This window comes from Corallococcus sp. AB038B (genome assembly GCF_003668955.1).
In the GTDB taxonomy this organism is placed as follows: domain Bacteria; phylum Myxococcota; class Myxococcia; order Myxococcales; family Myxococcaceae; genus Corallococcus; species Corallococcus exiguus.
The window spans coordinates 159,768-186,289 of the sequence record NZ_RAWO01000016.1; the positions used below are offsets into that span (position 1 = coordinate 159,768).

The 26,522-nt window shown below is 69.2% G+C and carries 24 protein-coding genes; 6 read left to right on the forward strand and 18 right to left on the reverse strand.

The window, feature by feature from the left end; genetic code table 11:
- Positions 1-19 precede the first annotated feature (19 nt).
- From D7Y04_RS38305 to D7Y04_RS38325, 5 genes are all read right to left on the reverse strand, one after another.
- On the reverse strand, positions 20-469 hold the full coding sequence (locus D7Y04_RS38305; protein WP_121762581.1) for a CoA-binding protein: 450 nt from the start codon (positions 467-469) through the stop codon (positions 20-22).
- Between the two features lie 51 nt (positions 470-520).
- Positions 521-1,081, reverse strand: a complete 561-nt coding sequence (locus D7Y04_RS38310; RefSeq protein WP_370457306.1) for a hypothetical protein — start codon at positions 1,079-1,081, stop codon at positions 521-523.
- A gap of 2 nt (positions 1,082-1,083) precedes the next feature.
- Entirely contained in the window at positions 1,084-1,530 is a 447-nt protein-coding gene (gene bacM / locus D7Y04_RS38315) for a bactofilin BacM (protein WP_014400844.1), read from the reverse strand.
- A 3-nt stretch (positions 1,531-1,533) separates the two neighbouring features.
- On the reverse strand, positions 1,534-2,442 hold the full coding sequence (locus D7Y04_RS38320) for a ParB/RepB/Spo0J family partition protein (protein ID WP_121762583.1): 909 nt from the start codon (positions 2,440-2,442) through the stop codon (positions 1,534-1,536).
- A 116-nt stretch (positions 2,443-2,558) separates the two neighbouring features.
- Positions 2,559-3,350 carry a ParA family protein gene (locus D7Y04_RS38325; protein ID WP_120596385.1) on the reverse strand — a complete coding sequence of 264 codons (792 nt, stop codon included), beginning with the start codon at positions 3,348-3,350 and terminating at the stop codon, positions 2,559-2,561.
- Positions 3,351-5,671: 2,321 nt separating this feature from the next.
- Between D7Y04_RS38325 and D7Y04_RS44210 the strand changes: the two genes are divergently transcribed.
- Positions 5,672-5,884 carry a hypothetical protein gene (locus D7Y04_RS44210; protein WP_147477283.1) on the forward strand — a complete coding sequence of 71 codons (213 nt, stop codon included), beginning with the start codon at positions 5,672-5,674 and terminating at the stop codon, positions 5,882-5,884.
- Between the two features lie 1,234 nt (positions 5,885-7,118).
- On the opposite strand, the gene D7Y04_RS38335 is transcribed toward D7Y04_RS44210, so the two are convergent.
- Positions 7,119-7,511 (reverse strand): VOC family protein, encoded by a 393-nt coding sequence (locus D7Y04_RS38335; RefSeq protein WP_121762541.1) that lies wholly within the window; start codon positions 7,509-7,511, stop codon positions 7,119-7,121.
- A gap of 99 nt (positions 7,512-7,610) precedes the next feature.
- Here D7Y04_RS38335 and D7Y04_RS38340 point away from each other — a divergent pair, with 99 nt between their 5' ends.
- Entirely contained in the window at positions 7,611-8,564 is a 954-nt protein-coding gene (locus tag D7Y04_RS38340) for an oxidoreductase (RefSeq protein ID WP_121762542.1), read from the forward strand.
- A gap of 25 nt (positions 8,565-8,589) precedes the next feature.
- Here D7Y04_RS38340 and D7Y04_RS38345 read toward each other — a convergent pair whose 3' ends face one another.
- Positions 8,590-9,378, reverse strand: a complete 789-nt coding sequence (locus D7Y04_RS38345; protein WP_233601775.1) for a helix-turn-helix transcriptional regulator — start codon at positions 9,376-9,378, stop codon at positions 8,590-8,592.
- 289 nt (positions 9,379-9,667) lie between these two features.
- Between D7Y04_RS38345 and D7Y04_RS38350 the strand changes: the two genes are divergently transcribed.
- Positions 9,668-10,822, forward strand: coding sequence for an NAD(P)/FAD-dependent oxidoreductase (locus D7Y04_RS38350; RefSeq protein WP_233601777.1), 1,155 nt, complete (start codon positions 9,668-9,670; stop codon positions 10,820-10,822).
- A 27-nt stretch (positions 10,823-10,849) separates the two neighbouring features.
- Here D7Y04_RS38350 and rsmG read toward each other — a convergent pair whose 3' ends face one another.
- The 6 genes from rsmG to D7Y04_RS38380 all read right to left on the reverse strand — a co-directional run bounded on the left by rsmG (position 10,850) and on the right by D7Y04_RS38380 (position 18,579).
- Positions 10,850-11,503, reverse strand: coding sequence for a 16S rRNA (guanine(527)-N(7))-methyltransferase RsmG (gene rsmG, locus D7Y04_RS38355; RefSeq protein WP_120596378.1), 654 nt, complete (start codon positions 11,501-11,503; stop codon positions 10,850-10,852).
- Positions 11,504-11,579: 76 nt separating this feature from the next.
- Complete coding sequence (mnmG, locus tag D7Y04_RS38360; protein WP_121762545.1) at positions 11,580-13,421, reverse strand: tRNA uridine-5-carboxymethylaminomethyl(34) synthesis enzyme MnmG; 1,842 nt, start codon at positions 13,419-13,421, stop codon at positions 11,580-11,582.
- Between the two features lie 477 nt (positions 13,422-13,898).
- Entirely contained in the window at positions 13,899-14,489 is a 591-nt protein-coding gene (locus D7Y04_RS38365; protein ID WP_147454584.1) for a hypothetical protein, read from the reverse strand.
- An 82-nt stretch (positions 14,490-14,571) separates the two neighbouring features.
- Positions 14,572-15,249 (reverse strand): glutathione S-transferase family protein, encoded by a 678-nt coding sequence (locus tag D7Y04_RS38370; protein ID WP_121762546.1) that lies wholly within the window; start codon positions 15,247-15,249, stop codon positions 14,572-14,574.
- A gap of 37 nt (positions 15,250-15,286) precedes the next feature.
- Positions 15,287-15,748 carry a macro domain-containing protein gene (locus D7Y04_RS38375; protein ID WP_120596374.1) on the reverse strand — a complete coding sequence of 154 codons (462 nt, stop codon included), beginning with the start codon at positions 15,746-15,748 and terminating at the stop codon, positions 15,287-15,289.
- Positions 15,749-15,759: 11 nt separating this feature from the next.
- The gene (locus D7Y04_RS38380) at positions 15,760-18,579 is read right to left on the reverse strand and encodes a pitrilysin family protein (RefSeq protein WP_199749803.1); all 2,820 of its coding nucleotides are present in this window, start codon (positions 18,577-18,579) and stop codon (positions 15,760-15,762) included.
- A gap of 230 nt (positions 18,580-18,809) precedes the next feature.
- Between D7Y04_RS38380 and D7Y04_RS38385 the strand changes: the two genes are divergently transcribed.
- Complete coding sequence (locus D7Y04_RS38385; protein WP_121762547.1) at positions 18,810-19,220, forward strand: hypothetical protein; 411 nt, start codon at positions 18,810-18,812, stop codon at positions 19,218-19,220.
- Positions 19,221-19,241: 21 nt separating this feature from the next.
- Here the strand turns inward: D7Y04_RS38385 and D7Y04_RS38390 are convergent, their stop codons facing one another.
- On the reverse strand, positions 19,242-20,228 hold the full coding sequence (locus D7Y04_RS38390; protein ID WP_121762548.1) for an aldo/keto reductase: 987 nt from the start codon (positions 20,226-20,228) through the stop codon (positions 19,242-19,244).
- A gap of 247 nt (positions 20,229-20,475) precedes the next feature.
- On the opposite strand from D7Y04_RS38390, the gene sppA reads away from it, so the two are divergent.
- Entirely contained in the window at positions 20,476-22,269 is a 1,794-nt protein-coding gene (gene sppA / locus D7Y04_RS38395; RefSeq protein WP_120596370.1) for a signal peptide peptidase SppA, read from the forward strand.
- Between the two features lies 1 nt (position 22,270).
- On the opposite strand, the gene D7Y04_RS38400 is transcribed toward sppA, so the two are convergent.
- On the reverse strand, positions 22,271-22,834 hold the full coding sequence (locus tag D7Y04_RS38400; RefSeq protein WP_233601778.1) for a cysteine dioxygenase family protein: 564 nt from the start codon (positions 22,832-22,834) through the stop codon (positions 22,271-22,273).
- 323 nt (positions 22,835-23,157) lie between these two features.
- On the opposite strand from D7Y04_RS38400, the gene D7Y04_RS38405 reads away from it, so the two are divergent.
- Positions 23,158-24,168: a general secretion pathway protein GspE gene (locus D7Y04_RS38405; protein WP_121762549.1), complete on the forward strand. Its 1,011-nt coding sequence runs from the start codon at positions 23,158-23,160 to the stop codon at positions 24,166-24,168.
- A gap of 10 nt (positions 24,169-24,178) precedes the next feature.
- On the opposite strand, the gene D7Y04_RS38410 is transcribed toward D7Y04_RS38405, so the two are convergent.
- The 3 genes from D7Y04_RS38410 to D7Y04_RS38420 form a co-directional block, all read right to left on the reverse strand.
- Positions 24,179-24,787 carry a Uma2 family endonuclease gene (locus tag D7Y04_RS38410; RefSeq protein ID WP_120576125.1) on the reverse strand — a complete coding sequence of 203 codons (609 nt, stop codon included), beginning with the start codon at positions 24,785-24,787 and terminating at the stop codon, positions 24,179-24,181.
- Between the two features lie 77 nt (positions 24,788-24,864).
- A complete protein-coding gene (gene mnmE, locus D7Y04_RS38415; protein WP_121762584.1) occupies positions 24,865-26,223 on the reverse strand; it encodes a tRNA uridine-5-carboxymethylaminomethyl(34) synthesis GTPase MnmE in 1,359 nt (452 codons plus the stop codon).
- 59 nt (positions 26,224-26,282) lie between these two features.
- On the reverse strand, positions 26,283-26,510 hold the full coding sequence (locus tag D7Y04_RS38420; RefSeq protein ID WP_120576126.1) for a hypothetical protein: 228 nt from the start codon (positions 26,508-26,510) through the stop codon (positions 26,283-26,285).
- Positions 26,511-26,522: the final 12 nt, after the last annotated feature.

Consider the following 26,522-nt stretch of genomic DNA (forward strand, 5'->3'; position numbering starts at 1 on the left):
GGTTCCCCTCTGGCGCCGCTTATCGGGCGTCCGGGTGGCGCTTCTTCCACTCCACCTTCATGCAGTGGTCCTGCACCACGCGGATGCCCGCGCGCGCCAGTCGCTCGGCCGCGGCGTCGTTGCGGATGCCCAGTTGGAACCACACCGCATGCGGCTTCTTCTCCAGCATACCGTCCACGTGCGCGGTGATGTCGTCCGGCCGCAGGAACACCTGCACCACGTCCACCTCGCCGGGCACGTCCTTCACCGACGCGGAGATGGGCTCGCCCAGGATGCTCCCTTGCTCGCCGTGCGTGGGCACGGGCAGCACGGTGAAGCCGTGGTCCTTGAGGAACTTCGGGATGGCGTGCGCGGGCTTGTCCGCCTGCGCTTCCGGACGGATGCCCAGCACGGCGATGCGCTTGGTGCGCGCGAGCAGCTCGCCAATGCCTTCCGCGTCGTCGATGAGGTTCTTGCGCCAGTCGTCCATGAGGTCTCCGCGCTCCTTCATAAGGAGGTCGCGCCCCTCACGCAGGGACTGTCAGCGGGGCGCGGCCTGGACCTGGATGGTACGGCAGGCCTCGGTGGCCAGGCGGACTTCCTCTTGGGAGGCACCGGGAAGGCTGGCGCAGAGGAACAGGTCGTCCCCCACGCGCCGGGCGCCGAAGAACGCGGGCGCCTCCGGGCCCAGGCCTCCATCCGTCAGGGACGGGGCCATGGTCACGCGCAGCAGGGCGAAGGAGGGAGTGTCCTCTTCCTGGTCCAGCGACAGCGTGAACTGCTTCATCTGCTGACGGACGTTGTCCGCCAGCGTCTCCGAGGAGGGCATCTGCTCGCCCTGCCCCGGCTTCAAATCCACTCGCAGCGCCGGGCGGCCGGGAGGGCCCGCCTGGAAGCTGCCGTCGGTGGCCACCTGCGCGGACCAACCCGGCGGCAGCGGCACCTTCACGCCCGAGCGCAGCCCCGCGTCCTCCGCATGGATGTCGTCGACCGGCGTCTTCTTCTGGCAACCCTCGCAGCCGCCAAGCAGGACGCCGAGCGAGACGACCCCGAGGCCGATGAGCCCCGGGACCTTCCGCGCGTGGGACGCGACCATGCGCACCGTTACTTCTTCTCTCCGGGCGGGGGCGGGTTACCGCCGCCCTTGCCGATGTTCTCCATCTTGAGGGAGCCCTCGAAGATGACGCCGCGATCCATGGAGAGCGACGGCGTCTCCAGGTTGCCCTTCACGCGGCCCGGCTGCTTCAGCTCGATGAGCTGCGTGGCGCGCACGTTGCCTTCCACGGTGCCGTTGATGATGACGGTGCCGGCCTGAATCTCCGCCTGCACGCGGGCGCCGTCGCCAATGACGAGCACGTCCTTGGTGACAATCTGCCCGTTGAACTTGCCGTCGATTCGAACCTGACCTTCGAAGGTGAGCTTCCCCTCGAACTCGCTTCCTTTACCCAGAAGCGTGTGAACCTCACCCGGACGCGTCGACACGAAATCCTCCTCCCGTTTGAACAGGGGCTTGCTGGGTGCTTCGTCTTTCTTCCCGCCAAGGAGCGCCACGCCCTACTCCTTCCTCAGAAGCTTCAACAGCCTGTCGAGGTCATCGTAGGAGAAGAAGTCGACTTCCAGGGTGCCTTTTCCCGGGCTTTTCTCCGACAGACGGACCTTTGTTCCCAACCGACGCTGCAACTCCTCGGTGAGCGCCTTCACCTGCGGGCTCACCTTGGGCGCCGGCTTCCCTGCATCCTTGCCGCCCTTCGCGGACTTGCCCTGCTGGACCAGCCGCTCCGTGTCGCGCACGGACAGCTTCTTCTCCGTCACCTGCTTCGCCAGGTTCTGGAGCTCCGGCAGCCGGGGCACGCCGAGCAGCGCGCGAGCGTGGCCCATGCTGAGCGACCCGTCCGCCACCATGGCCTTCACGTCCGGGGGCAGGGCCAGGAGGCGCAGCGCGTTGGCGACGGTGGAGCGCTCCTTGCCCACCTTCTGGGCCACCTGCTCCTGCGTGAGCTTGAACTCCTCCACCAGGCGCCGGTAGCCGTCCGCCTCTTCAATGGGGTTCAGGTCCGCGCGCTGGAGGTTCTCCACCAGGGCGAGCTCGAAGGACTCGGCCTCCGTGACCTCGCGGATGATGGCGGGGATTTCCTTCAGGCCCGCGGCCTGGGACGCGCGCCAGCGGCGCTCGCCCGCGATGATGAGGTAGCCGTCGCCGCCCTTGTTCGGGTTCTTCCGGACGAGGATGGGCTGGAGCAGTCCCTGCGCCTTGATGGACTCGGTGAGCTCGTGGAGCTTGGTCTCGTCGAAGTGGCGGCGGGGCTGGAGCGTGTCCCGGTGGATGGACTCGATGGCCAGCTTGAGCACGCCGGGCTTCGGCGGCGGCGCGGCGGGGGCCGGCGCGGCGGGGGCGGCCTGGGGGATGAGGGCTGAGAGGCCCCGGCCCAGGGCGCGCTTCTGGGTGTCAGCGTTCTTCTGCACGGCGGTTGGGAACTCCCGCGCCGGCGTGGGGCCGGCGCGCATGGGCCTTGAGTGCTTCACGGCGAACCGGGCACCCGGTCCCACCATTCACATCGCTCTATTAAGGAGGCGACCGGTCAGGCGACCCGGCGCTTGGACGGCTTGGGGGAGTCCCGGCGCATCAGCTCGCGGCCCAGGGCCAGGTAGCTCTCGCAGCCCTTGGACTTGATGTCGTACAGGATGATCGGCTTGCCGAAGGACGGGCACTCGGACAAGCGCACGTTGCGCGGCACGACGGCCTGGAAGACCTGGTCCTTGAAGTAGCCGCGCACCTCGTCCACGACCTGGTGGGCGATGTTGGCGCGCGCGTCGAACATGGTCAGGAGGATGCCCTCCATCTTCAGCGAGGGGTTGAGCCCCTGCTTGACCAGGTCGATGGTGTGCGTGAGCTGGGACAGGCCCTCGAGCGCGTAGTACTCGCACTGCAGCGGGATGAGGACGGAGTCCGCGGTCACGAGCGCGTTGAGCGTGAGCAGGCCGAGCGAGGGCGGACAATCGATGATGATGTAGTCGTACTTGTCCTTGAGCGGCAGCAGGGCTTCGCGCAGGCGGAACTCGCGGCGCTCCAGGTTGACGAGTTCGACCTCCGCGCCGGTGAGGTCGGGCGTGGCGGGGATGACCTGGAGGAAGCGCAGCTCGGTGGGGTGGATGAGCTCGGATGCGGGGCGGCCGCCGAGGAGTGCGTCGTAGACGGTGCCGGTGAGGTTCTCGCGCTTGAGGCCCAGGCCGCTGCCGGCGTTGCCCTGGGGGTCCATGTCCACCAGCAGGGTGCGGCGCTCCGCGGAAGCGAGGCTCGCTGCGAGGTTGATGGCGGTGGTGGTCTTACCCACGCCGCCCTTCTGGTTGGAGATGCAGATGATACGACCCACGTGGCCCATCCTCTCTCGCCCCGGCTGACGCCAGAGCCCCGCCCGCGGTTCGCGCGGACGTGCGCGCGAATCGGAGCCTGATCAGGCAGCTAGCACGGGGTTCGAGGATGGATCAATTTCCCATCCAAGGTGGGACTCAGGCCCTGCCCGTCCCCTCGCTCGGGAGCCCGTGGACGGCGGAATTTCGCGCGAAGGAGGGTGGCTGCGCGTGCCTGCTCGGCTGCTTTCTGGGTGGCGATTCCGTGCGGGGCGGAAGGGTGTTGGGTTTTTCAGGGGGTCGCGCGCGGCGAGTTCGTGGTGGCGGCTTCGGGCGGTTCGCGGGTCCGGCGTTTCACGTGGAACGGGTTGGGCTTTGTGGATTGGTGCGGCGCGGGGATTTCGCGCGGGCCGGTGCGGCGATGCGGTCAGTGCGTTGAGTTTGGGCGTCCGGTTCGAGCTCGCGTTCGGCGCGGGTGGGTGCGCGCCTGTTTGGGGACGCGGTGGCCGCGTGAGTCCGCGCCCCGGTCCGGCGACTTCGGGTCGTGGGTTCCAGATTCGAGGTGGCGTGGACGCATGAGCTTCTCAAGCTCGCCGCTGAACGAGGCGTTCCATCCATCTGGGGTGATGCCCTCCACGTGAGGTCCACCTCCGCGGATCCCTGGAGCGCCGACCGGATGCGAGTCCGTGTCCCGTTGATGGATGGGACCGCATCAACGCCGCGCGGTTCGCGGTGCCGCCGGCTGGCTTCCGGTTCGACGCGCCAACTGGATACGACGTCCCGCCGGGCACCTTCGCGGAACCGAGCCGCCGAACGCGGTGCCACCGCCGCCACTTCACGTGGGCCGCGCCGGTGGTTTCACGTGGAACGCGTATCGGCGCCAGATGCTCCGCCATGTCGGCCTCGGGTGGTGAGTTGGCGGTTCGTGCGGCGCACCGCATGGGGTGAGCGAACCACCGCGCGGCACGGCTTCCATCATCGGTTCCGGCACCCGCGCGGACCATGGATGGCGATGCCTGGATTCGTGGCGTCGAACGGGCGATGCGGCCAACGGACTTCGACCGTGAACCGTCATCGCAGGGACCAACCGCACGTCACCGCCTTCGGACCATGGAGCCGCGCTTGATGGGGGCGCGGCACACGATGCGAGCCCGCGCCTCATGACATGGGGCGAGTCGCCGGGTTCCCGTTCGTGTCCCCGTCAGGAGGATGCGCCGGGCCCAGCCATGACCACCGGCGGTTCCACGTGGAACACGCGCCATGCCGCTGCGAACACCACACCGCGAAAGACCGCCCCTGTGTTTTTCGCGAACCGCGCCAACCGAAGTCGCTCACGCCAAGCGTTCCCGCATCCGCATCAGCAAGCCCGAGCAGCGTGATGCGGCCGGACGGTCTGGGCACTTCCCACGAACCCCGTTCAACGCGGGCGAGGACATCGCAGGTGCGCGTTCACATGAACGGCCGCCCACCGATGCGAGCACCGCCACGCGGAAGCACGGTCTGACTTTTCAGAACCGGGCCCGTTGAAGGCCGTCCATCCAGGCCGGACGTTCCACGTGGAACTCGCATGAGGGCGAGCATCGCCATGCGGAGGAACAGCACGCCGTGCTTCGCGGACCACGCCAACGACAGGCCGCGCATCCATGCCGCGCGTTCCACGTGGAACACGCATGAGTGCACGGACCTCCCATGCGGAAGAACGGTTCGCGCGTTTCGTGGACCGCGCCAACCCAAGGCCGCGCACGTGCCGGCAGGTTCCACGTGGAACACACGCACGCGGTGGCGAGCACACGATGCGAAGCGCGGCATCCCGCGCGGATCCCATCAGCCCAAGTCCGTGGTTCAGGGCCGCTGCTTCACGTGAACCCGTCACTCCGTTTCGAACAGGCGGCGCGAAAGAAGGCTCAGCATCTGGCGTGGACAACGACGGCTCCAAGCCATGGCCCAACACAGGCCACGCCGTTCCACGTGGAACACGGCATGCGGTCGCGAGCACATGCGCGAAGGAAGGCCTGGCATCCATCGCGGACAACGGCACCCCATCAAAGCGGCAGGCCCGCGTGGCCCGTTCCACGTGGAACACGCTCACGCCATCTCGCGCGCATGCAGCGAGCACCAGTCCAGCATCTGGCGTGAACCACATCTGTCCGCCCCCTTGGTTCTCACGTGGGACGTTCCACGTGGAACACGCGCATGCGGTCGCGAGCACAAGCAGGTGAAGGAGCGGTCCGAAAGCCCTGGTGGTCTGACCATGCCCAGGCAGTGGATCCACCGGCACGTTCCACGTGGAACACGCGCTCAAGCCGACCCAACCACCGCGCATCGAAAGAGCCTTCAGCGCTTCATGCGAACCATGGTCGCGGAAGGCACGGTCCACCGCCATGAGGTTCCACGTGGAACACGCTCACGCATCCGCGAACTCACGCAGGTGAAGACCAGTCCCGAGCTGTTCCTGAACGCGGCGCTTCAAGGCAATGGATCCACCGGGACGTTCCACGTGGAACACGCAGTCGTCTCCATCCGCTTCACCGGCCATGAACTCGCTAGTGCCTGTTGAGCGCGTGGCTCACTTCAAGCGCCACATCCATGCCGGGACGTTCCACGTGGAACACGTCACGAAGGCCGCGAAGTGGAAGTGCCTGAACCACTTCCAGCACGCGCGATTCGAACCGTGGTTGGGGAAGGAGCAACCAGCCTGGGGCTCCCTTTCATCCACCGCGCTTCGCATCCGCCATCCATGAACCGCCGCATGGATGCTTGTCCGGATCCGATACCCAAAGGCCTGCGAACCGCAGTGCCGCGAGCCTGATGTGGAGCCGGTCACGCGGTCTCTTCTTCATCCCCCAACAGCACATCCGATGCGCTGCCCCTCGCGCTGACGACCGCTGTCCGAGCAACCAGGGGCGCCCCTTCTTGGAACGTGTTCCACGTGGAACGTGCGAAGCCGCATGAGCGCCAGCTCCCCTCCCCTTCGCACCATCAAGCGCTCCAGGTCAGCCACGGTTCAGCGCCACGGCGAACAACCGCGTGTCGCTTCAACGCTTGTTCGCCAGCGCCTCCACACGCGGACCGGAGGTCGGCCGTGTTCCACGTGGAACACCGGTCGGCCACTCAGCCCGTGCCTCCATCGCTTCGTTCTCTTCAGCGATGCCCATCACGCACCGGATCCGATGGTGGGCGGAAGCTCATGCTTCGAAGCCCCGCGCATGCGCATGCATGGGTTCGAAGCAGCGGCGTGATGCGTTTCCACGCGCCTGGCCCATGCGCGGACAACGGCGTGAGTCCAGTGCTTCGCGAACAGGATTCCACGCGGACTCTCGTGGTGCTCAGCCAGGACTCAAACGCATCAAGCTCCAGGTCCGTTTGCCGGACCTTCAGGCCGCGCGTGTTCCACGTGGAACATGGGCATCACGCGCAGCCACGTTCCACATCGAAGCTCTCGCGTGGACGTGTTCCACGTGGAACGCGGAGCCGCAGAACTCATGAACGCATCCCGCGACTCAGCCTTGGACGTTCCACGTGGAACAGGAAGCCGCCCACCTTTGGAGCAGGGAGTCCGGCCCGCATGCGCTTTCGCGCAGAGACCTCAAACATGCGTTCGTCCGCGTGGAGGTCCAGGGGCTCAAGTCGATGCCGCGATTCACTGCGACGGACCCGAACTCCGCTTCATCACGCGGCTGAACTCGATGACGTGTTCCACGTGGAACGCGAAACCTCAGGACCTGCGAACGCATCCGGGCGATTCGGCCTCAGACGTTCCACGTGGAACACGCGCCGCCGCGCTTCACCCTTCAGCGCGACCAGGCGGCTCGCTGAAGCACGACTCGGTAGCCATCCGGATCCTCGAAGGTCCTTCCGTTCGCATCCCAGTACGGATTGCGCGACCGCACCGGCGCGAAGCCCGCGGCCTCCATGCGACGGACCCGCTCCGCCCATGCCTCCCGGTCCGGTACGTAGAAAACCAGGAGGTGGTCTTCGGATGGAGCTCGCGGTGCTTCGTGTCCGTACTCCACCGTGAACTCCAGGTGATACGGCGCGCCCGCATGTCCAAGCATCACGCCGTCGAACCCCTCGTGGTCCTCGAAACCTCCGAGCACCTCGAAGCCCAACCCGTCCCGGTAGAAGCGCACCACCGCGTCCAGGTCCCGTGTCGGCCTCGCGACCCGCAGCTTCACCGCGTCCATGTGCCGCCCTCCCCTTCCCGGATCCGCATCCGGGTGGTGCCAGACATAGGATGAATTGACGCTCTTTTCGCGCGAACCCAGGGACGGCACCTTGTGCCCATGACCACGAAACAGCAGCCCCTGAACTCCGGCTTCGGCGCGACCACCACCGCACGCGAAGCACTGGGCAACACCCGACTGGATGGCACCGTCGCCATCGTGACCGGCGGCTACGCAGGCATCGGACTGGAGACCACCCGCACGCTCCACGCCGCGGGTGCCACCGTCATCGTCCCCGCGCGGACTCCCGACAAGGCCCGCGCCGCGCTCGCTGGATTGGAGCGCGTGGAGCTGGAGCCCATGGACCTCTTCGACCCGGCATCCATTGATGCGTTCGCTTCGCGCTTCATCGCGTCCGGCCGGCCGCTGCACCTGCTCATCAACAACGCGGGCATCATGGCCTCACCGCTCACCCGCGACGCGCGTGGTTTCGAGTCCCAATTCGCCACCAACCACCTGGGCCACTTCCAGCTCACCGCTCGGCTCTGGCCCGCGCTGAAGCAGGCGAACGGCGCGCGCGTGGTGTGCCTGTCATCGCGCGGCCACTTCTTCGCCGGCGTCGACTTCGAGGACCCCTTCTTCCAGCAGCGCCCCTACGACAAGTGGGTCGCTTATGGGCAGTCGAAGACCGCGAACATCCTCTTCGCCGTCGGACTGGATGCGCGCGGCGAGGCCCACGGCGTGCGCGCGTTCGCCGTCCACCCCGGAGGCATCCTCACGGACCTGGCCCGGCACATGTCCGAGGAAGAGGTCCGCGCCTCCATCGAGAACTCCAACAAGATCGAACCGCTGAAGACAGTGGAACAGGGCGCCGCGACCACGGTCTGGTGCGCGACCAGCCCCCAGCTCGCGGGCAAGGGCGGCGTCTACTGCGAGAACGTCGACATCGCCGTGATGGCGCCCGCCGACGCCACCATCCGGCGCGGCGTGAAGGACTGGGCCGTGGATCCGAAGCAGGCCGACCAGCTGTGGTCCGCGAGCGAGGCGTGGACCGGCGTCCGCTTCAATCCGTGATGATCAGCCCGCGGATTCGCGGGTGCTACGTCCGGTCCGGACCGGGCAGCGACGACGGTTGGAACAACTTCCGCGTGCGCTCCAGGTTGGGACCGGGACGCGGCGAGTAGAAGGACACGCGCAGCTCCCGGCCGTCGGGTTCCGAGTACGTGAGCGTGACGTTCTCGAACGCGATGGGCCCCCACTTCGGAAGGAGGAACACCTTCACCATGGAGGCGGTCTCCACCACGTCGTGCTCACTCCAGAGGCGTGCGAACTCCGGGCTCGCGGATTGGAGATTCTCCGCCAGCGCGTCGAACTCCGACCGGTCCGCGGCTCTCGCGGCGTCCATCCGGAATCCCGCCACCGCGCGGCGCACCGCCTCATCCCACGAAGGCATGCGCGCGCGCCGCTCTGGATTCATGAACAGCGCCCACAAGCCGTTGCGCTCCTCTAATGAAGAGGCAGGAAGTTCCAGGTCCGCGTAGAGGACCGTCGCCGCCGCGTTCCACGCAACGATGTCCCACCGTCGAGTGGAGACGAGCGCCGGAAAAGGATGCGCATCGAGCAGTCGTTGAAGCGCGTCGCTGACCGACTCCGGTGAGCGCACGGGCATGGGCGCGGGCCGGCCGTGCGCCAACGCGAAGAGGTGCAGACGTTCCGTCGGAGTGAGACGGAGCGCGACCACCAGGCGCTCCAGCAGTGGTTCGGAGACGTGGATGTCCCTCCCCTGCTCCAGCCACGTGTACCAACTGACTCCCACGTCGGCGAGCCGCGCCAGTTCCTCGCGGCGAAGACCCGGCGTGCGCCGCCGCGAACCGGAAGGGAGTCCCACGTCCTCCGGATGCAAACGCTCACGGCGGCTGCGAAGGAATTGCGCGAGTTCGACGCGCCCGGAGCTGCGGGAGGTGTCCGTCACGCGGCGGAACGTTAGGCGAACCGTCCGCGTGAGGCATCGACACCGTGTGTTCCACGCATCCCACGCGGGCGCTCGTGAGGTGCCCTCCCCTCTCAAGCGGCCGCGGATCCACTCACGTCGTGACGAGGATCCGGCGCGCTCAACCCCCGGCGGTCCCTTTGGGTTGCATAGGAGCCTATCTCAATTTACATAGTAAGCTATGCACATGACCAAGACAGTGGGAATCATCGGGGGGGGGCCGGGTGGGCTGACGTTGGCGCGGATCCTGGCGACACGGGGCATCGCGGCCTCGGTGTTCGAGCTGGATGAGCACCCGCTCGCCCGTCCCCAGGGAGGTTCGCTGGACCTGCACGCCGACTCCGGTCTGCGCGCGCTTCGCGAGGCCGGACTGGAGGCGGAGTTCAAGGCCGTCGCCCGGTATGACGACCAGGGTGACGCCATCTACGACGCCCAGGGCACGCTCCACTTCCAGCACAACGAGGCGAGCGACGGCGACCGGCCGGAAATCGACCGCACGCAGCTGCGCTCCCTGCTGCTGGAGAGCCTCTCCGCGGAGCGGATCCGCTGGGGAAGCAAGGTGTCCGCCGTAGAACCGCTCCCCGACGGGCGTTACCGCGTCGCGGGTCCGGCGGGTTCGCTTGGCGAGTTCGACCTGGTGGTGGGCGCAGATGGTGCGTGGTCGCGCGTCCGTCCGCTCGTGTCCTCAGCGACACCGGCCTTCACGGGCGTGCTCTTCATCGAGCTGCAAATCGACGACGTGGACACGCGGCATCCAGAGGTCGCGAAGCTGCTCCCGCGAGGGAAGATCTCCGTGGTCGGAGGCAACCAGGGCCTCATCGCCCAGCGCAGCAGCCACGGCCACGTGCGCGCCTACTTCATGTTCCGGGTGTCCGAGGCACAGCTCCAACAGGGGCTCGTGGACACGTCCTCCCCTGCCCGGGCTCGCGAACAACTCAAGGCGCTGCTCCCGGGTTGGTCGCCGTCCCTGCTCGCGTTCATCGACGCGTGCAATGACACCCTCGCCGCGCGCCCCATCGTCGCGCTTCCGGTAGGCCACCGGTGGACGCACCGGCCGGGAGTGACGCTGCTCGGAGACGCGGCCCACGTCATGCCGCCCTTTGGCGGCGAGGGCGTGAACATGGCGATGCTCGACGGACTGGAGCTGGGGCTCGCGCTCGCGGTGGACTCTGACTGGAGCCAGGCCGTGAAGGGCTACGAGGCGGCCATGTTCGAGCGCGCCGCCATCGCGGCCGAGGGCTCCATGCAGGGCATGGACTTCCTCTCCGAGCACGCGCTCGAGCACGTGCTGGAGCACTTCCGTGGGGTCCAGCAGGAGCTGGCGGCCCTGGGCTCGCACTGAAGCCGAGCCCGAGCGCCCTCCCCTCCCCTACTGCTTCGCGAACACCGCGACCTGACGCTCGGCGCCGGAGAACGGGAGCCGGTACGCCCGAGCAGACACCACGCGCAGGTTGCGTTCCGCCGCGCGCGCCTGGAGCTCCGCGTCCGTCTGCTGTTTGCCTAGCATCGCCACCACGCGTCCGCCCTCCTCCACGTACGCGGGCGCCAGGTTCAGCCAGTCCGGCAGGTCCATGAACGCGCGCGCGATGAGCACCTGCGCGCGCGGAATCCCCTCTGTCTCCGGCTTCCCTTCCGCCCGAGCGTGCAGCCCGCGCACGCCGACGAGGCCCAGGCTGGCGGCGGCGGCCTTGATGAACGCGATCTTCTTGCCCACCGTGTCCACCAGCGTCACGCCCATCTCCGGCAGCTCCAGCTTGAGCGGCAGCCCGGGGAAGCCCGCGCCCGCGCCCAGGTCCAGGAGCGACGTCGCGCCCTTCACCTCCGGCAACACCGCGAGCGAGTCCAGGAAGTGCTTCTCCAGCACCTCCTCCGGCGCGGTGATGGCCGTGAGGTTCACCTTCGCGTTCCACTTCAGGAGCTCCGCCATCAACCGCTGGAGCTTCGGGCCCACGTCCGGTCCCACGGTGATGCCCAACGCACTGCATCCGGATGCCAGCTGATCTACGAACCGCGCGTTATCCACAACACCTCCACCCCGAAGGGCCCTTCAAGTCCTTGGAATCACTCAGGAGAAATTCATCCCCAGAAATATCCACACGTTATCCACAGCCCTGTTCCTGATCACTTGACGGCCCCTGTCCCCGCTTGAGCGCGACCAGGAGCAGGGACACCGCGGCGGGCGTCAGGCCCGGAATCCGCCGAGCCTGCCCCACCGTCCCGGGCCGGTGCGCGGACAGTTTCTCCACCGCCTCCGTACCCAGACCGCGCACGTCCGTGAAGCGGAACGTGTCCGGGATGCGCCAACGGTCGGACGCCTCCGCCTCGCGCGCCGCGGCCCGGGCGGCCTGGGCGATGTAGCCCTCGTACTTCACCTCCACCTCCACCTCCTCCGCGACCTCGGGGGTGAGGGCCGGGAAGTCCTCTCGCTCTTGCGCCAGCTGCGCGTACGTCACCTCCGGGCGCTTGAGCCGCATCGCCAGGCCGGCGCGCTTGAGCCGCGCGACCTCCGCCGTCACCGCCTGGGCCCGAGCCTCCGCGCGCTCCAGGGCCTCCTTAGGCAGGAGCCCCACTCGATGTCCGTGACGCGCGAGCCGCAGGTCCGCGTTGCCCTCGCGCAGCTTGAGCCGGTGTTCGGAGCGGCTGGTGAACATGCGGAACGGTTCGTCCACGCCCTTCGTCACCAGGTCATCCACGAGCACCGCGCCATGCGCTTCGTCACGGCCCACGACGAGCGCCGGTTCGCCCTTCACCTGGAGCGCCGCCTGGATGCCGGCCCACAGGCCCTGGAAGGCGGCCTCCTCGTAGCCGGAGGTGCCGTTGAGCTGGCCCGCGAAGAACAGGCCCGCGACGGCCTTCGTCTCCAGCGTGGGGTGCAGTTGCGTGGGCGGCGCGAAGTCGTACTCCACCGCGTAGCCGTAGCGGACCACCTCCACGCGGGACAGGCCGGGGATGGTGCGCAGGAACTCCAGCTGCACGTCCGCGGGCATGCTGGTGGACAGGCCCGCCGGGTACACGAGCGGCGACGTGGGCCCTTCCGGTTCGAGGAACACCTGGTGCCGTTCACGAGCGGCGAAGCGCACCACCTTGTCCTCCAGCGACGGGCAGTACCGGGGCCCTCGCCCCACGATGTCCCCCTGGAACAGCGGCGAGCGGTGCAGGTTGTCGCGCAGCAGTTGGTGCGTCGCCTGCGTCGTCGCGGTGAGGCCGCACATCACCGAGGGCCGACGCGGGAACGGCAGGCCCTGCTCCAACTGGGTGCGCCAGGAGAACGGCCGCACACCGACGTCTCCCGACTGCGGAGTGACGGCATCCCAATCGATGCTGTCGCGGGACAGGCGCGCGGGCGTGCCCGTCTTGAAGCGGCCCAGCGTGAAGCCGAGCGCGTGCAGCGACTCCGACAGGCCGCGCGCGGCTTCGTCTCCCAGTCGGCCGCCGACCTCCTTCTGCTCGCCCACGTGCATGAGCGCGCGCAGGAAGGTGCCGGTGGTGAGGAGCACCGCGCGGGCCACCACCTGGGTGCCGTCTCCCAGCACCACGCCCTTCACCCTCCCCTCTTCCGCGACGACGGCAGCGACTTCGCCCTCGTGCACGGTGAGGTTCGGCTGGGTGAAGAGCACGGCCTGCATGCCGGCGGCGTAGGCGTCTCGGTCGCAGAGGACGCGAGTGGCCTGCACTGCGGGGCCCTTGGAGGGATTGAGGATCTTGACGTGCGTGCCCGCGAGGTCCGCCGCGCGGCCCATCTGTCCACCGAGCGCATCCAGCTCGCGCACCAGGTGACCCTTGGCGGTGCCGCCCACGGCGGGATTGCAGCTCATCACGGCGGCGCGCTCGCGCTTGAGCGTCACGCCCAGGGTGGACAGACCCATGCGTGCGCACGCGAGCGCCGCCTCGCAGCCCGCATGGCCCAGGCCCACCACGACGATGTCGTATCGGAGTTCCATCGCGTCCCGGGGGGTATCACGCCCCGGCGCGTCCGTGGCAAGCCGGGCATGGGGACACCGTCCACCTGGCTGGTTCCCCACCCGCCTGGGCCGTGGCCCAAACACAGACATGGCCTGGCCAAGTTTGGGAGCACGCGAGGCGGGCAGTGGGAGGGGTAACAACGCCGCCCGCCTCGCGCGCACCAGTCATCGTGGATCCGTCAAGGACGCGCCTGACACACCGGTGGCGTCTCTGGCCCTTCGACGGCGATGGCATCCATGGGACCTTTCCCGCACGAGTCCCCCGGACCTCGTGCCTTCACATGGCGTCGCACACACGGGAGCCAGACCTACCCGTGCGGTGAGGGCGCATTGGGCTTTCGGACTCGAACCAGCGAGGCCGGCGGACCTCCCGTGTGCGCGACGGGGAAGGGTATAGCGGGGGGGTCTGACATTGCCGGTTCCAGGCCCTTCACCAGGGCCCGGAACCGCTCGGCGTCAGCGGGTGGCCGGGGGGTTCGACCGGCTGGGGCAGTGCACGTTCTCCGGGCAGCGCCCGTCCGACTTGGGGATGCACGCGCCGCAGCACTCCATCTCGTCCGGCTGGCACGCCGGCACGCACGCGCCGCACTGCAACACGCCGCCGCAGCCATCGTCCGCGGTGCCGCACTTCAGGCCCAGAGTGGCGCACGTCGCGCGCTGGCAGACGCAGCGGTCGTCCACGCAGGACTCGTTGGGTTTGCACCCGGGGCTGCAGGTGCTGATGGGGCCCGTGGGGTCCTTCTTCGGCTCGGCGGGCACGGGCGGGGCCACGCAGCGGCCGTTGGTGCATGTGCCCGCCTGACAGTCGCCGCAGTCGATGAACCCGCCGCACCCATCCGGCGTCCGGCCACAGGCCACCATTGCCTGCGAGCACGTGGCCGGCGCGCAGCCATCCGGCGCCACGTTGTCCCGCGACGCGCGCACGGTGCCGCCGCTCGGCGTGCACGCGCCCCACAGTCCCAATGCCAGACACAGTCCGGCCCACCGCCCCAGGCTCCGCACCACTCCCATGTCATCCACTCCCTGGGCTCCCGTCTCGGGAGCCATGAACGGCCCCATCATGCGCACGCCGGGCTCGGATGTCCGGATGTTCGGGGCCATGCGACGGGGCAGGGGAGGGGAGGGCGCTTCAGCGCTGGATGAGCCCGCGAGCGCTCTCGATGCGCTGCGCGGCGGTCCGAGCGTCCTCCTGCTTGCGAGGCGTGGGCACGTCCAGTCCACGCTGCGACGCGGGCCGGTTCTCGATGGCGGCCAGCCACCGCTGCACGCCCGGCAGCCCGTCCAGGGACACGCCCGCCCACTCGTGCGAGCGCACCCACGCCCAGTTCGCGATGTCCGCGATGCTGTAGTCACCGGCCAGGTACTCGTGGTCCTTCAGCCGGCTCTCCAGCACCGTGTACAGGCGGCGCGTCTCGTTCTGGTACCGGTCGATGGCGGGCTGAATCTTCTCCGGGAAGTAGCGGAAGAAGACGTTGGCCTGCCCCTGCATGGGACCCACGCCGCCCATCTGGAACATCAGCCACTGGATGACTTGCGAGCGGCCCTTGGCGTCCGTGGGCATCAGCCGGCCCGTCTTCTCCGCCAGGTAGATGAGGATGGCGCCTGACTCGAAGACGGCGAAGTCGCCCTCCGCGCGGTCCACGATGGCGGGGATGCGGCCGTTGGGGTTGATGGCCAGGAACGCGGGCTGCTTCTGCACCCCGGTGGAGATGTCCAGCGCATGCACGGTGTACGGCAGCGCCAGTTCCTCCAGCGCCACGGAGACCTTGAAACCGTTCGGCGTGCCCCACGTGTACAGGTCGATCATGTCACCCTCGCTTCGCGTGTGAAGAGGTGCGCTCCGTCTAACGGCGGAAGCGCACCACGCGCACGTCGAAAGCAGGGGCATCCCCCAATGCCTCGCGCATCAGCTCCAGCGCGCGGTCCTCGTTGAAGCTCCCGGAGCCCGCGCCGATGATGGGGAACGCCACGGAGCGGAAGCCGTGCTCCCCGGCACGCTCCAGCGCGTTTCGCACCGAGTCCTGGATGGACCGCGCGGACGCACGCCAGAGCATGTTGATGCCCGCGACGTGGATGATGCCCTTGAAGGGCAGGCGCCCCGGCCCGGTCACCACCGCCGAGCCCAACGGCATGGGCCCCACGCGCGAGACCTCGCGGAACGGCGCCGTGCCACCCCGGCGCTTGATGGCCCCGGACACCCCCTGGGGCAACAGCAGCCACCAGGGGATGATGTTCCGGTTCCACGCGTTGACGATGGCGTCCACCGGCTGGTCCAGCAGGTCGCCTTCCACCAGTTGCACGGGCATGGACGCGGACTTTAGTTGGCCGGCGCCGGAGCCTGCGGGGCCTGCTGCTTGGAGACGTTCGCGAAGTCACCCGCGCGCACGAGGGTGGCCTTGCTGAAGTCCAGGTGCTTGGACAGGGCCTTGCGCACGTCCTCGGCGGTCAGCTTCTGGAGCTTCGCCTCCAGCTCCGCGTCGAACTTCAGCGTGCGCCCCAGGTACAGGTCTTCGCTCAGCTGCTGCGCCAGGTTCCCATCCTGCGCTCGAGCGGACTGCCGGTACTCCAGAAGTCCCGCGCGCGCCTTGTCCAGCTCCTGCTGCGTGAAGCCCTTCTGCACGGCGCGGGTGACCTCCTCGCGCATGGCGGCCTCCAGCTTCTGGGCGTTCTGCGGCGCGTAGATGGCGTAGGTGAGGAACCAGCCCACGGTGTCCAGCTCCTGGGCGGACAGGCTGCTGCCCACGCCATAGGACAGGCCGTCCTGCTGACGCACGCGCGTGGCCAGCCGCGAGTTGAGGAAGCCACCGCCCAGCATGAAGTTGCCCATCATCATGCCGGGCCAGTCCGCGTCGTCGTCGCGAATCTGGAGCAGCTGTCCCGCGAGGAAGTACGCGTTGGCCTTGTCCGGCGTCTCCAGCACGACGGACTTCGGAGCCACGTCCTGGAACGTGCGGGGCACGCGCACGTAGGGCGCCGGGCTCTTCCATCCGTCGAGCAGGGGACCCACGAGCGAGGTGAGCTCCTTCGCGTCGAAGTCACCCACCACCGCGAGCTCCCCGCGCGAGGCGCCGTAGAACTTGCGGTGGAAGTCGCGCGCCTGCTCCAGCGTGACGGCCTTCGCGTCGGCCAGGCGTTCATCCAGGGTGGGCACGTAGTACGGGTGGCCCTTGGGGTACTGGGTGCTGAGCACGCGCCAGAACGCGATGCTGGCCTGGGGCTGCGGCTCGCTGCGCTGCGACTCCAGCGAGGCCAGCCGCTCCTGCTTGAGGAGCGCGAACTCCTTCGCGTCGAAGGAGGGCTCGCGCAGCACCTCGGCCACCAGCTTGAGGACCTCCGGGAGGCTCGCGCGAGGGCACTCGATGGAGACGCTGGCACCCATCGCGCCGCCGTCCACGCCCACGCGGGCCTTGAGCTTGTCGAGCGCGTCGTAGAGCTGCTGGCGGGTGTGCTTCGTGGTGCCGCGCATCAACATGCCGCCCGCGTAGTTGGCGGCGGGCAGCTTGCCGTTCAAGGTCTCCGCGGTGCCCCAGCGCAGGTCCAGCGCCAGGTTGACCATCTCCCCGCGCGTCTTCTTGGGCAGCAGCGCGTACTTCACGCCGTTGGCCAGCTCGCCACGCTGCACGCGAGACTCGATGTTGGCGGGGGAGGGGTCGAAGGCCTCGCCCTGGGCGACGGCGGCCTTGCCCTGGTAGCCGTCCACCATCTTCGCCACGTCCACCGCGGGCGGCAGCTCCGAGCGGTCCGGCTTCGGCGTGGGCACGAAGGTGCCCATCGTGCGGTTGGAGCTCTTGAGGTACGCGTCGGCCACGCGGGTCACGTCCGCGGGCGTGACGGCCTCGATGCGGTCGCGGTGCAGGAAGAGCAGGCGCCAGTCGCCCACGGCGGCCCACTCGGACAGGAGGATGGCGGCGCGCTCGGAGTTGTTGAGGAGCAGCTCCGTCTGCTTCGCGAGGGCCGTCTTCGCGCGGTTCACCTCTTCGTCGGTGAAGGGCGTGCGGGAGGCCTCCTCCACGGTCTTGATCAGCGCTTCACGCACGGGCGGCAGGGGCTGATCCTGGCGAGCCTCGGCGCGGAAGCCGATGACGCCCGGGTCACGCAGCTGGAAGTTGAACGCACTCGCGCGCGAGGCCTTCTTCGTCTCCACGAGCGACTTGTAGAGGCGGCCGGACGGCACGTCGCCCAGCACCTGCGTGAGCACGTCGATGGCGGCGAAGTCGGGGTGGGCGCCCTCGGGCACGTGGTAGACGCTGGAGATGAGCTGGTTGTCGCCCACGCGGCGCAGCGTCACTTCGCGCTCACCGTCCTGGGTGGGCTCCTCGGTGTACGTGACGGGCACGGGATCCGCGGGCTTCTGCAGCTTGCCGAAGGTGGACTGCACGAGCGCCAGGGCCTTCTCCGGCTGGAAGAGTCCAGCGATGACGAGCGTCGCGTTGTCGGGGCGGTAGTAGCGCCGGTAGAAGGCCTGGAGCCGGTCGATGGGGACGTGCTCCAGGTCCGCCTTCGCGCCGATGGTGGCCTTGCCGTAGTTGTGCCAGCGGTACGCGGCGCTCATGGTGCGCTTGAAGAGGATGCCGCGCGGGTCGTTCTCGCCGGACTCGAACTCGTTGCGGACCACGGTCATCTCGCTGTCCAGGTCCTTGCGCGCGATGAAGCTGTGGACCATGCGGTCCGCTTCGAAGGACAGCGCCCACGACAGGTTGTCGTCCGACGCGGGCAGGGTCTCGTAGTAGTTGGTGCGGTCCAACCAGGTGGTGCCGTTGGGACGCGCGCCGCGCTCGGTGAGGGCCTGGGGCACGTTGGGGGTGGTGGGCGTGCCCTTGAACATCAGGTGTTCGAGCAGGTGCGCCATGCCCGTCTCGCCGTAGCCCTCGTGCTTGCTGCCCACCAGGTAGGTGACGTTGACGGTGACGGTGGCCTTGGTGGGGTCCGGGAAGAGCAGGACGCGAAGGCCATTGGGCAGGCGGTATTCGGTGATGCCCTCCACGCTCGCGACGGGGGTCAGGGCGGCCGGCTTCGTCTGGGCGCGCGCGGTCGAGGAGGCAGCGGGTTTCGGAAGGGGAGCCGGGGCCCGGGCCCACACGGGCGGGGCCGCCACGAGCAGGACAGCCAGCAGGGCGAGCGGTGTACGACGCGTCATGCGGTCCTCAGGGTGCGAAGGAGTAGGCACGGGACTTCTAACCGCTCCACCGGGTCCTCCCATCCCGAGAAACCCAGACCCTCCGGGCAGGCGTCCACCCAGGGACACCCGTGGACCGTCCCAGGTCCTGTCCCGCTCTTCCAACCTCACAGGTCGTCATGTATCCTGGCGCGGATCCGATGTCAGGATGGGTTGGTAGGAGACTCGCGCGTCACCAGGGAGGGTACGGAATGGCGAAGGCGATGGGCGGGGACCTGATGCTGCAGATGCTGCAGGAGTTCCGCGAGATGCAGGAGGAGTCGGAGGTGCAGTACGCGCGAACCCAGAAGGCGCTGCGGGTACTCCGCATGAAGTGCCGGGTCGTCTACAGGAAGACCCGGATCTTCGCGGATCAGGTGCGTGCCTTCTCCGAACGGGTCCGCGTCTTCTCGGAAGATGTGGATGGACTCCGCGAGAACATGGAGGAGTTCGCCACGCACGTCTCCGTGCTGGCGAAGGAGGTGGACGGCGTCAAACGCACCCAGACGAAGATGTTCGGTCAGATGGGCCGGATGCTGAATCACCTCGCGGATGCCCAGACCACGGACCGCAAGCGCATCGACGTCCTGGAAGTGCGCATGGACGGCCCAGGGGAGAACTGATCCCGCCATGCGCCTCCTCACTCAGGCGTAGATGCCCCCGGGCGCCATCGCGGAGCCGGCGCCCAGGACCTCCTCCACCTCGCGGACCTCCTCGGACGTCAGCCGGAAGTCCCCTGCCTGGATGAAGCCCTCCACCTGCTTCGCGCTGCGCGCCCCCACGATGGCGGCGGTGACGGCCGGATCCCGCAACGTCCAGGCAAGGGCCACCTCCGCCGGGGAACGCCCATGCCTCGCGCCCACTTCACGCATGCGCTCCACCAGCGACAGGTGATGCGACAGCTTCGGCTCCTGGAAGTCCGCGCTGCCGCGGCGCCAGTCGTCATCTGGCATTGCCTGGATGCGCTCGCGTGTCATCGCCCCGGTCAGCAGGCCGGACGCCATGGGTGAATACACAACCACCCCAATGCCCTGCTTCTGGCAGTAGGGCAGCAGTTCGTCCTCGATGTCCTGATGGATGAGCGAGTACTGCGGCTGCAACGACGTCACCGGAGCAATGCGCCGCACCCGCTCCAGCTGCGAGACATTGAAGTTGGACACGCCCAGCCAGCGCACCTTGCCCTGCCGTTGCAGCTCCGCCAGCGCCGTCCACCCCTCTTCAAGTTCCGCCCCGGCGTCCACCGGCCAGTGCACCTGATACAAATCAATGGCATCCACCTTCAGCCGGCGCAGGGACGCCTCACACTCCTTGCGTACCGAGTCCGCCTTCAACCTGCGGCTGACCTTGCCCTCGTCATCCCAGACCATCCCGCACTTGGTGAAGACATACGGCCGCTTGTCCCGGCCCTTCAGCGCCCGGGCCACCACGTCCTCGGAGTGCCCCAACCCATACACCGCCGCCGTATCCACCCAGTTGATGCCCGAATCCAGCGCGCGCTGGATGGCTTCAATGGACTGCGCGTCGTCCTGCGCGCCCCAGGCGAACACCCAGCCGCCCCCTCCAATGGCCCACGCGCCAAACCCCAGCGCCGTGAGGTCCATGTCGGAATTGCCCAACCGTCGCTTCTGCATCCCGTGCCTCCCGGGGCCGGATACCCCTGGTTCCCCTGGCTCCAAGAAGGACGGTGTGCACCGCGGCGGCCCTCGCCTGGGGCTGGATGCTGGCCCGCCCCCGGGTCACCAGGATGGGCGGGCCCTGACTCCCCGTCCGCCGTCCATCAATGCATCGCACGCAAGCGTCGTCGGACGCGCGCGTTGATGGTAGGCCGCCAGATGGGGGAACGCCCCTCGGGTACTTGGGCACCAGGAGTCCTTCCGGATGAAACGCTTCTTCATTGGCGCGCTGGCCTTCATTGGAGCGCTGTCCATCCTCTTCGTGGTGGGTGTGGTGGGGCTGTTGATGCTCGCGGCATCGAGCAAGCCAGGCGTGCCGTCCAACCTGGTGCTGGAGCTGGACCTGCAGCAGCCGCTGCCGGAGTACACGCTGGACACGTCCCTGGCGGGCGCCTTCGGCGAGGAGCCCACGTCCCTGAGAGACGTGGTGGAGGGCCTGGAGAAGGGCGCCACGGACCCCCGGGTGAAGTCGCTGGTGGTGCGAATCGGGCAGCCGGGCAGCTCGGCGCAGGTCCAGGAGCTGCGGGACGCGGTGAAGGCCTTCCGCGCGTCGGGCAAGCGGGCGGTGGCCTACGCGGACGGCTTCGGTGAGGCGGGCAACGGCACCGGCGCCTACTACCTCGCGAGCGCCTTCGACGCCGTCTACATCCAGCCCTCTGGCGACGTGGGACTCACCGGCCTGGTGATGGAGACGCCCTTCGCGCGCGACGCCTTCGCGAAGTTCGGCGTGAAGCCGGAGTTCGGCAAGCGCGCCGAGTTCAAGAACGCCGTCAACACCTTCACCGACGAGTCCTACGGCCCCCACCAGCGCGAGGCCACCGAGGCCTTCGGCGGCGGCCTCTTCCAGCAGGTGGTGAAGGGCGTTGCGGAGGGCCGCAAGCTGACCGAGGACGAGGTGCGCGCCCTCATCGACCGCGCGCCCTTCATGGGCCAGGCGGCCGTGGACGCGAAGCTGGTGGACGGGCTGCGCTACCGCGACGAAATCCACGACGAGCTGAAGAAGCAGGCCGGAGACGGCGCGGAGTTCCTCTACGTGGACAAGTACCTGGAGCGCGCGGGCCGGCCGCACCAGACAGGCACCACCATCGCGCTCATCTACGGCGTGGGTGAGGTGCTGCGCGGCAAGAGCCAGTCCAACCCGCTCTCCGGCGGCCAGGTGATGGGCGGCGACACGGTGGCGGCGGCCTTCCGCAAGGCGGTGGAGGACCCCTCCGTGAAGGCCATCCTCTTCCGCGTGGACAGCCCGGGCGGCAGCTACTCCGCCAGCGACACCATCCGCCGGGAGGTGCAGCGCGCGCGTGAGGCGGGCAAGCCCGTCATCGTCTCCATGGGGACGTACGCGGCCAGCGGCGGCTACTTCGTGGCCATGGCCGGGGACAAAATCGTCGCCCAGCCGGGCACGCTGACGGGGAGCATCGGCGTGTACAACGGCAAGTTCGTCACGTCCGAGCTGTGGGCGAAGCTGGGCGTGAACTTCGACACCATCGCCTTCGGCAAGAACGCCACCTTCTCCAGCTCCGACAAGGAGTTCACCCCCGAGCAGCGCGCGCAGCTGGAGTCCGAGCTGGACACCATCTACCTGGACTTCACCAGCCGCGCGGCCCAGGCGCGGAACATGCCGTTGGAGAAGCTCCAGTCAGTCGCGAAGGGGCGCGTGTGGACGGGCGAGGACGCGCTGGAGCGCGGGCTGGTGGACGCGCTCGGCGGCTACCCGAAGGCGCTGGAGCTGGCCCGCGAGGCCGCGAAGCTGGAGAAGGACGCCCCGGTCCGCATCGTCGTCTTCCCTCGCCCCCGGCCCACGGGCCAGGTGCTGTCGGAGCTCCTGGGCAAGCACGAGGCGGACAACAGCGATGACGAGGCCACCGGCCACGCCGCCATGTCGTCCCAGGTGCTGGAGCAGGTGCGGGCCGTGTACCGCGTGGGCGCGAAGCTGGGCCTCACCGGGCAGGGCGCGGAGGGGCGCATGCTGTACGCGCCGCTTCCGGAGGTGCGCTGGTAGCTCAGACGTGCAGGGGGACCGGGACGCGGCCTTCGTTGGGCCGCACCGGCCGCCCGAAGATGCTGTGGTAGCGCAGGGCGTGTGACGCGCAGCGGTGGCGCCGCGGATCGAACACGAGACAGCTGGCCACCGGTCCGGCGTAGACGTGCAGCGTGATGCCCGGCGCGTTGCCAGCGATGCTCACCCGGTGGATGGAGGCGCCCGGGTCGCGGAAGTCCACGTGCCCGGCGCCCACCGGCCCCACGCGCACCGGCGCCCCCAGCCGCGCCAGGCCCGGCTGCGTTCCGCCCTCCAGCAGCGGGTAGTTCTCCAGGAGGAACTCGCCGCGCTGGATGCTGAACCAGCACTCCTGGCCGTCATGGTCATGGATGGGCGAGGCCACACCCGGGGACCAGCAGTTGACGATGATCTCCATGCCCTCGTCGCGGTGGACGAGGTTGCGCGTGTAGCGGCCCGGTAGGAAGTGCAGGTAGGGCTTGAGGCTGGAGGGCTCCAGGTGCAGCCCCGCCATCCGCGCATCCACCCCCGCGAGTCCCCCGGGAGCGGCACGGCGCGCGCGGAGCATCCGCACGAATTCTCTCAGGCACGCGTCAGCCATGCGTACAGGCTAGGAACGTCTGCGACATCCGGCCACCCTCGGGTCTGCCAATGAACGTCCGCTTTGTCGTCCCCTCCTCAAGGATTGAGGCAGGGTTCGTTGAAGGACGGTGAAACCGCGGGAAGGCGTGGCCGAACGGCACCTTCTGGGTCCGAGCAGGCAACCCACGCATGGCTGCAACTCGCCTCCTCCGGTTTAGCTGTAATTTTACACCCTCCTGGCGTACAGGAGCAGGAGTGGTGGGCAGGTCGTCCCGGCCGGAGCACGCAGGGGGGCCGGAGGAGAATGAGATGAAGAAGCGTCTGGGGGACATCCTGCTCGCGCGGGGTGTGGTGGATGCATTGCAGTTGCAGTCGGCACTGGCGTACCAGCGCAAGTGGGGCGTGGCGTTGGGGCAGGTGGTGGTGGACCAGCGCTTCTGCACGGCGGAGGCGGTGTTGTCCGCGCTGGCGGCCCAGTCCGGCGTGGAGTCGGTGGACCTGGACGCCTGCCCGCTGGACGCGTCGCTCGCGAGGCTGATTCCGTGCAAGGTGGCGGAGGCCCACCGCGTGGTGCCGCTGCGGCTGGAAGGGCAGGGGCTCCGGGAGGTGCTGGTGGTGGCCCTGGCCGCGCCGGCGAGCCTGGCCACGCTGGACGTGGTGAAGAGCGTGTCCGGCAAGGTGCGGGTGGTGCCCCGGCTGGCCACGGACGCGGCGCTGGGACGGGCCATCGGGCGGCTGTACCGGGGTGAGCCGGCGACGCCGCAGCGCCGTCCCGGGATGGAGAGCTTCACCCTGCCGGAGTGGGAGGAGTCCATGCCCCTGGTGGTGGGCCAGTCCCTGGCGGAGCTGACGGACATGCCGGCGCCGGAGCCCGTCCGCGAACCCGTGCGACAGGCGGACAGCGCGAACCTGCCCATGCTGGCGCCGCTGGAGTTCCCCTGGGCACCGGCGCCGAAGCCGCGCGTGACGGAGCGCGAGCAGGTGCTCGTGTACGGCTGGGGCGCGGACGCGGCGGCGGGCCTGGTGCAGGTGTTGAGCGGGGCAGGCTTCACGGTGAAGGTGGCGAGCACGGGGGACGTGTGCGCCGCGACCGAGGCGCAGGTGGTGGTGGCGCCGCTGCCCGCGATGGAGGTGCTGGCGCAGCGGCTGCGCGCGCAGGTGCTGGTGGCGGGCAAGGTGCCGGAGAGGGACCTGCCCCGCGCGCAGGCCGTGCATGCGCGAGGCTTCGTGGCGGCGCCGGTGGATCCGGATCTGCTGCTGCGCTCCGTGCGGCGGCTGTCGCGCGCCTCCGAGGAAGCGCGCCTCAAGCACGCGAGCTGAAGCCGCGGCTTCAGGGCACCGCGACGAGCCGGGGCATCTCCTCCGGCGCGTCGGGGAGCCACAGCGAGCCCAGCTCCAGGGGGACGGAAGTAAACGGCTCGGCGCGCACCAGGGCGTCGTCCTCGTGGCTCGCGGTGAGGAGCCAGCCGCGCTTGAGGCGCTGGTAGACCTCCAGCGTGCGCGCGACGGGGTCCACCAGCCAGACGTAGGACACGCCGGCCCGCGCATACAGGGGCAGCTTGCGGGCCCGGTCCAGCGCGGTGGTGGCGGGGGTGAGGACCTCGCAGACCCAATCCGGCACCAGGGTGAAGAAGGCGGCGCCAGGCTCCGGCGGGGCGGCCACGCGCTCACGGCGCCAGGCGGCCAGGTCGGGCACGAGGATGTCCTCGCCCAGGTGCAGCTCCGGCGCGCGCAGGAGGCACCAGCGGCCGTTGCCGCCACGGCGCGTATCCAGCCGCTCTCCCAGCTCCACGCCCATCATGAAGGCCGCGCGAGCGGGCGCCACGGAGAGGCGGGGCGAGGCCACCAGCTCGCCATCGAGGATTTCCCCGACCCACCCCGACGGAAGCGCCGAGAGCAGGGAGTGGGAGGTGGGTTGAAGGTGCTGAAGTGCCGTCATGAATCCTCGGGGAGCGCCGGTGAACGCGAGGCATTCTAGGGAGGGGTCTGACATGCGGACCGCCACCCGCGAAGGCGCTACTTCCCGATGCAGAAGCGCTGGAAAAGGGTGTCCAGAAGCGCTTCGGAAACGCTGGTTCCGGACACCTCGCCCAGGGCCTCCAGCGCGAGCCCCACCTCGCCGGAGAGGACCTCCAGGGTGGACACGCGTGACGCCGCTTCAGCGCGGCCCAGCGCCTCGGCGGTGCGACGCAGGGCGTCCGCGTGACGCTCTGAGACGAGCGCTACCGCGGAGGGGGTGCCACCGCCCCACAACCGCGTGAGCACGGAGGTCCGGAGCGCCTCCACGCCTTCGCCCGTGAGGCCGCTGACGCGCGGCGGGGCAGGGGAGGGGAGGGCGGTGGAGCCGTGTTCCTCCCGAGCCCCCGGCATCACGTCGCACTTGCCGGTGACGGAGAGCACGGGTGTGGCGCCAGCCTCGCGCGTCCACGACGAGGCCTCGTCCCGCGAAGTCCCCGGAGGCAGCACCAGCACGGCCAGGTCCACGGCCGCGAGCAGCTCCCGCGTGCGCGCGATGCCCAGGGCCTCCACGCGTCCGGGAGCTTCGCGCAGGCCAGCGGTGTCGTAGAGGGTGACGCCCAGGCCGTCCCACTCGACGCGGGCCTCCAGCGCGTCGCGGGTGGTGCCGGGCTCGTCATCCACCAGCGCGCGGGCCTCGCCCACCAGCCGGTTGAACAGCGTGGACTTGCCCGCGTTCACCGGCCCGTACAGCGCCACGCGAGCACCCTGGCGCACCAGCCGTCCACGGCCCACCTCCGCGCGCAGCGCCTCCGCGACGGAGCGCAACGCGGTGACACGAGGACCGGCTTCCGCGTCCGCGCCCTCCGCCTCGTCGGGGAAGTTGAGGACGCCTTCCAGGTCCGCGTGCAGCTCGCGCAGCGGCGTCTCCAGCGCGCGGATCCGCTCGGCCAACGCACCGGACAACCCGGCCGCGGCGGCGCGCACGGCCGCCTCCGAATCCGCGGCCACCAGGTCCGCGACCGCCTCCGCGCGGGTCAGGTCGATGCGGCCATTCAGGAACGCGCGCCGGGTGAACTCACCGGGAAGCGCCGGACGCACGCGCTCATCCTCCAGCGCCCGCGCGAGCAGCAGCCGCAACAGTCGCGGACTGCCATGCGCCTGCAGCTCCACCACGTCCTCGCCGGTGAAGGACCGGGGCGCATGGAAGTAGAGGAACAGGCCCTCATCCAGCACCGCGCCCGCGGCGTCCACGAACGACGCCAGGTACGCATGGCGCGGAGTGGGAGAGGCGGGGACACCGGGCGCGAGCCTCCGTCCCACCTCCAGCGCGGCCGGTCCGGACACGCGGAGGATGCCCACGGCCCCCGCGGCGGGCGCGGTGGCGAGCGCGACGATGGTGGCGGAGTCAGACGTCATGGAGGGGCAGGGGAGCACCGGCGGACGGGCGCGCGCACATGACTCCCACCCCCGAGTATCTACCGGACGCCCTGCGGCGGAGTGGAGCCGCGAGCGGCGCGCTCCACGACGTCGCGGTGCTCCTCGATGTACTTCTCCACCTCGGCGTCGTCGACCGCCAGGTCGCGCAGCACGCCCGGGTAGACGAAGCGGAACGCCGGGGACTCCTCGTCCCCTCGCAGGCGGAAGCTCATCTTCAGCACCGCCGCGCCGTACAGCTTGTCCTTCAACCCCTTCGACTTACCCATTCGCTCCTCTCG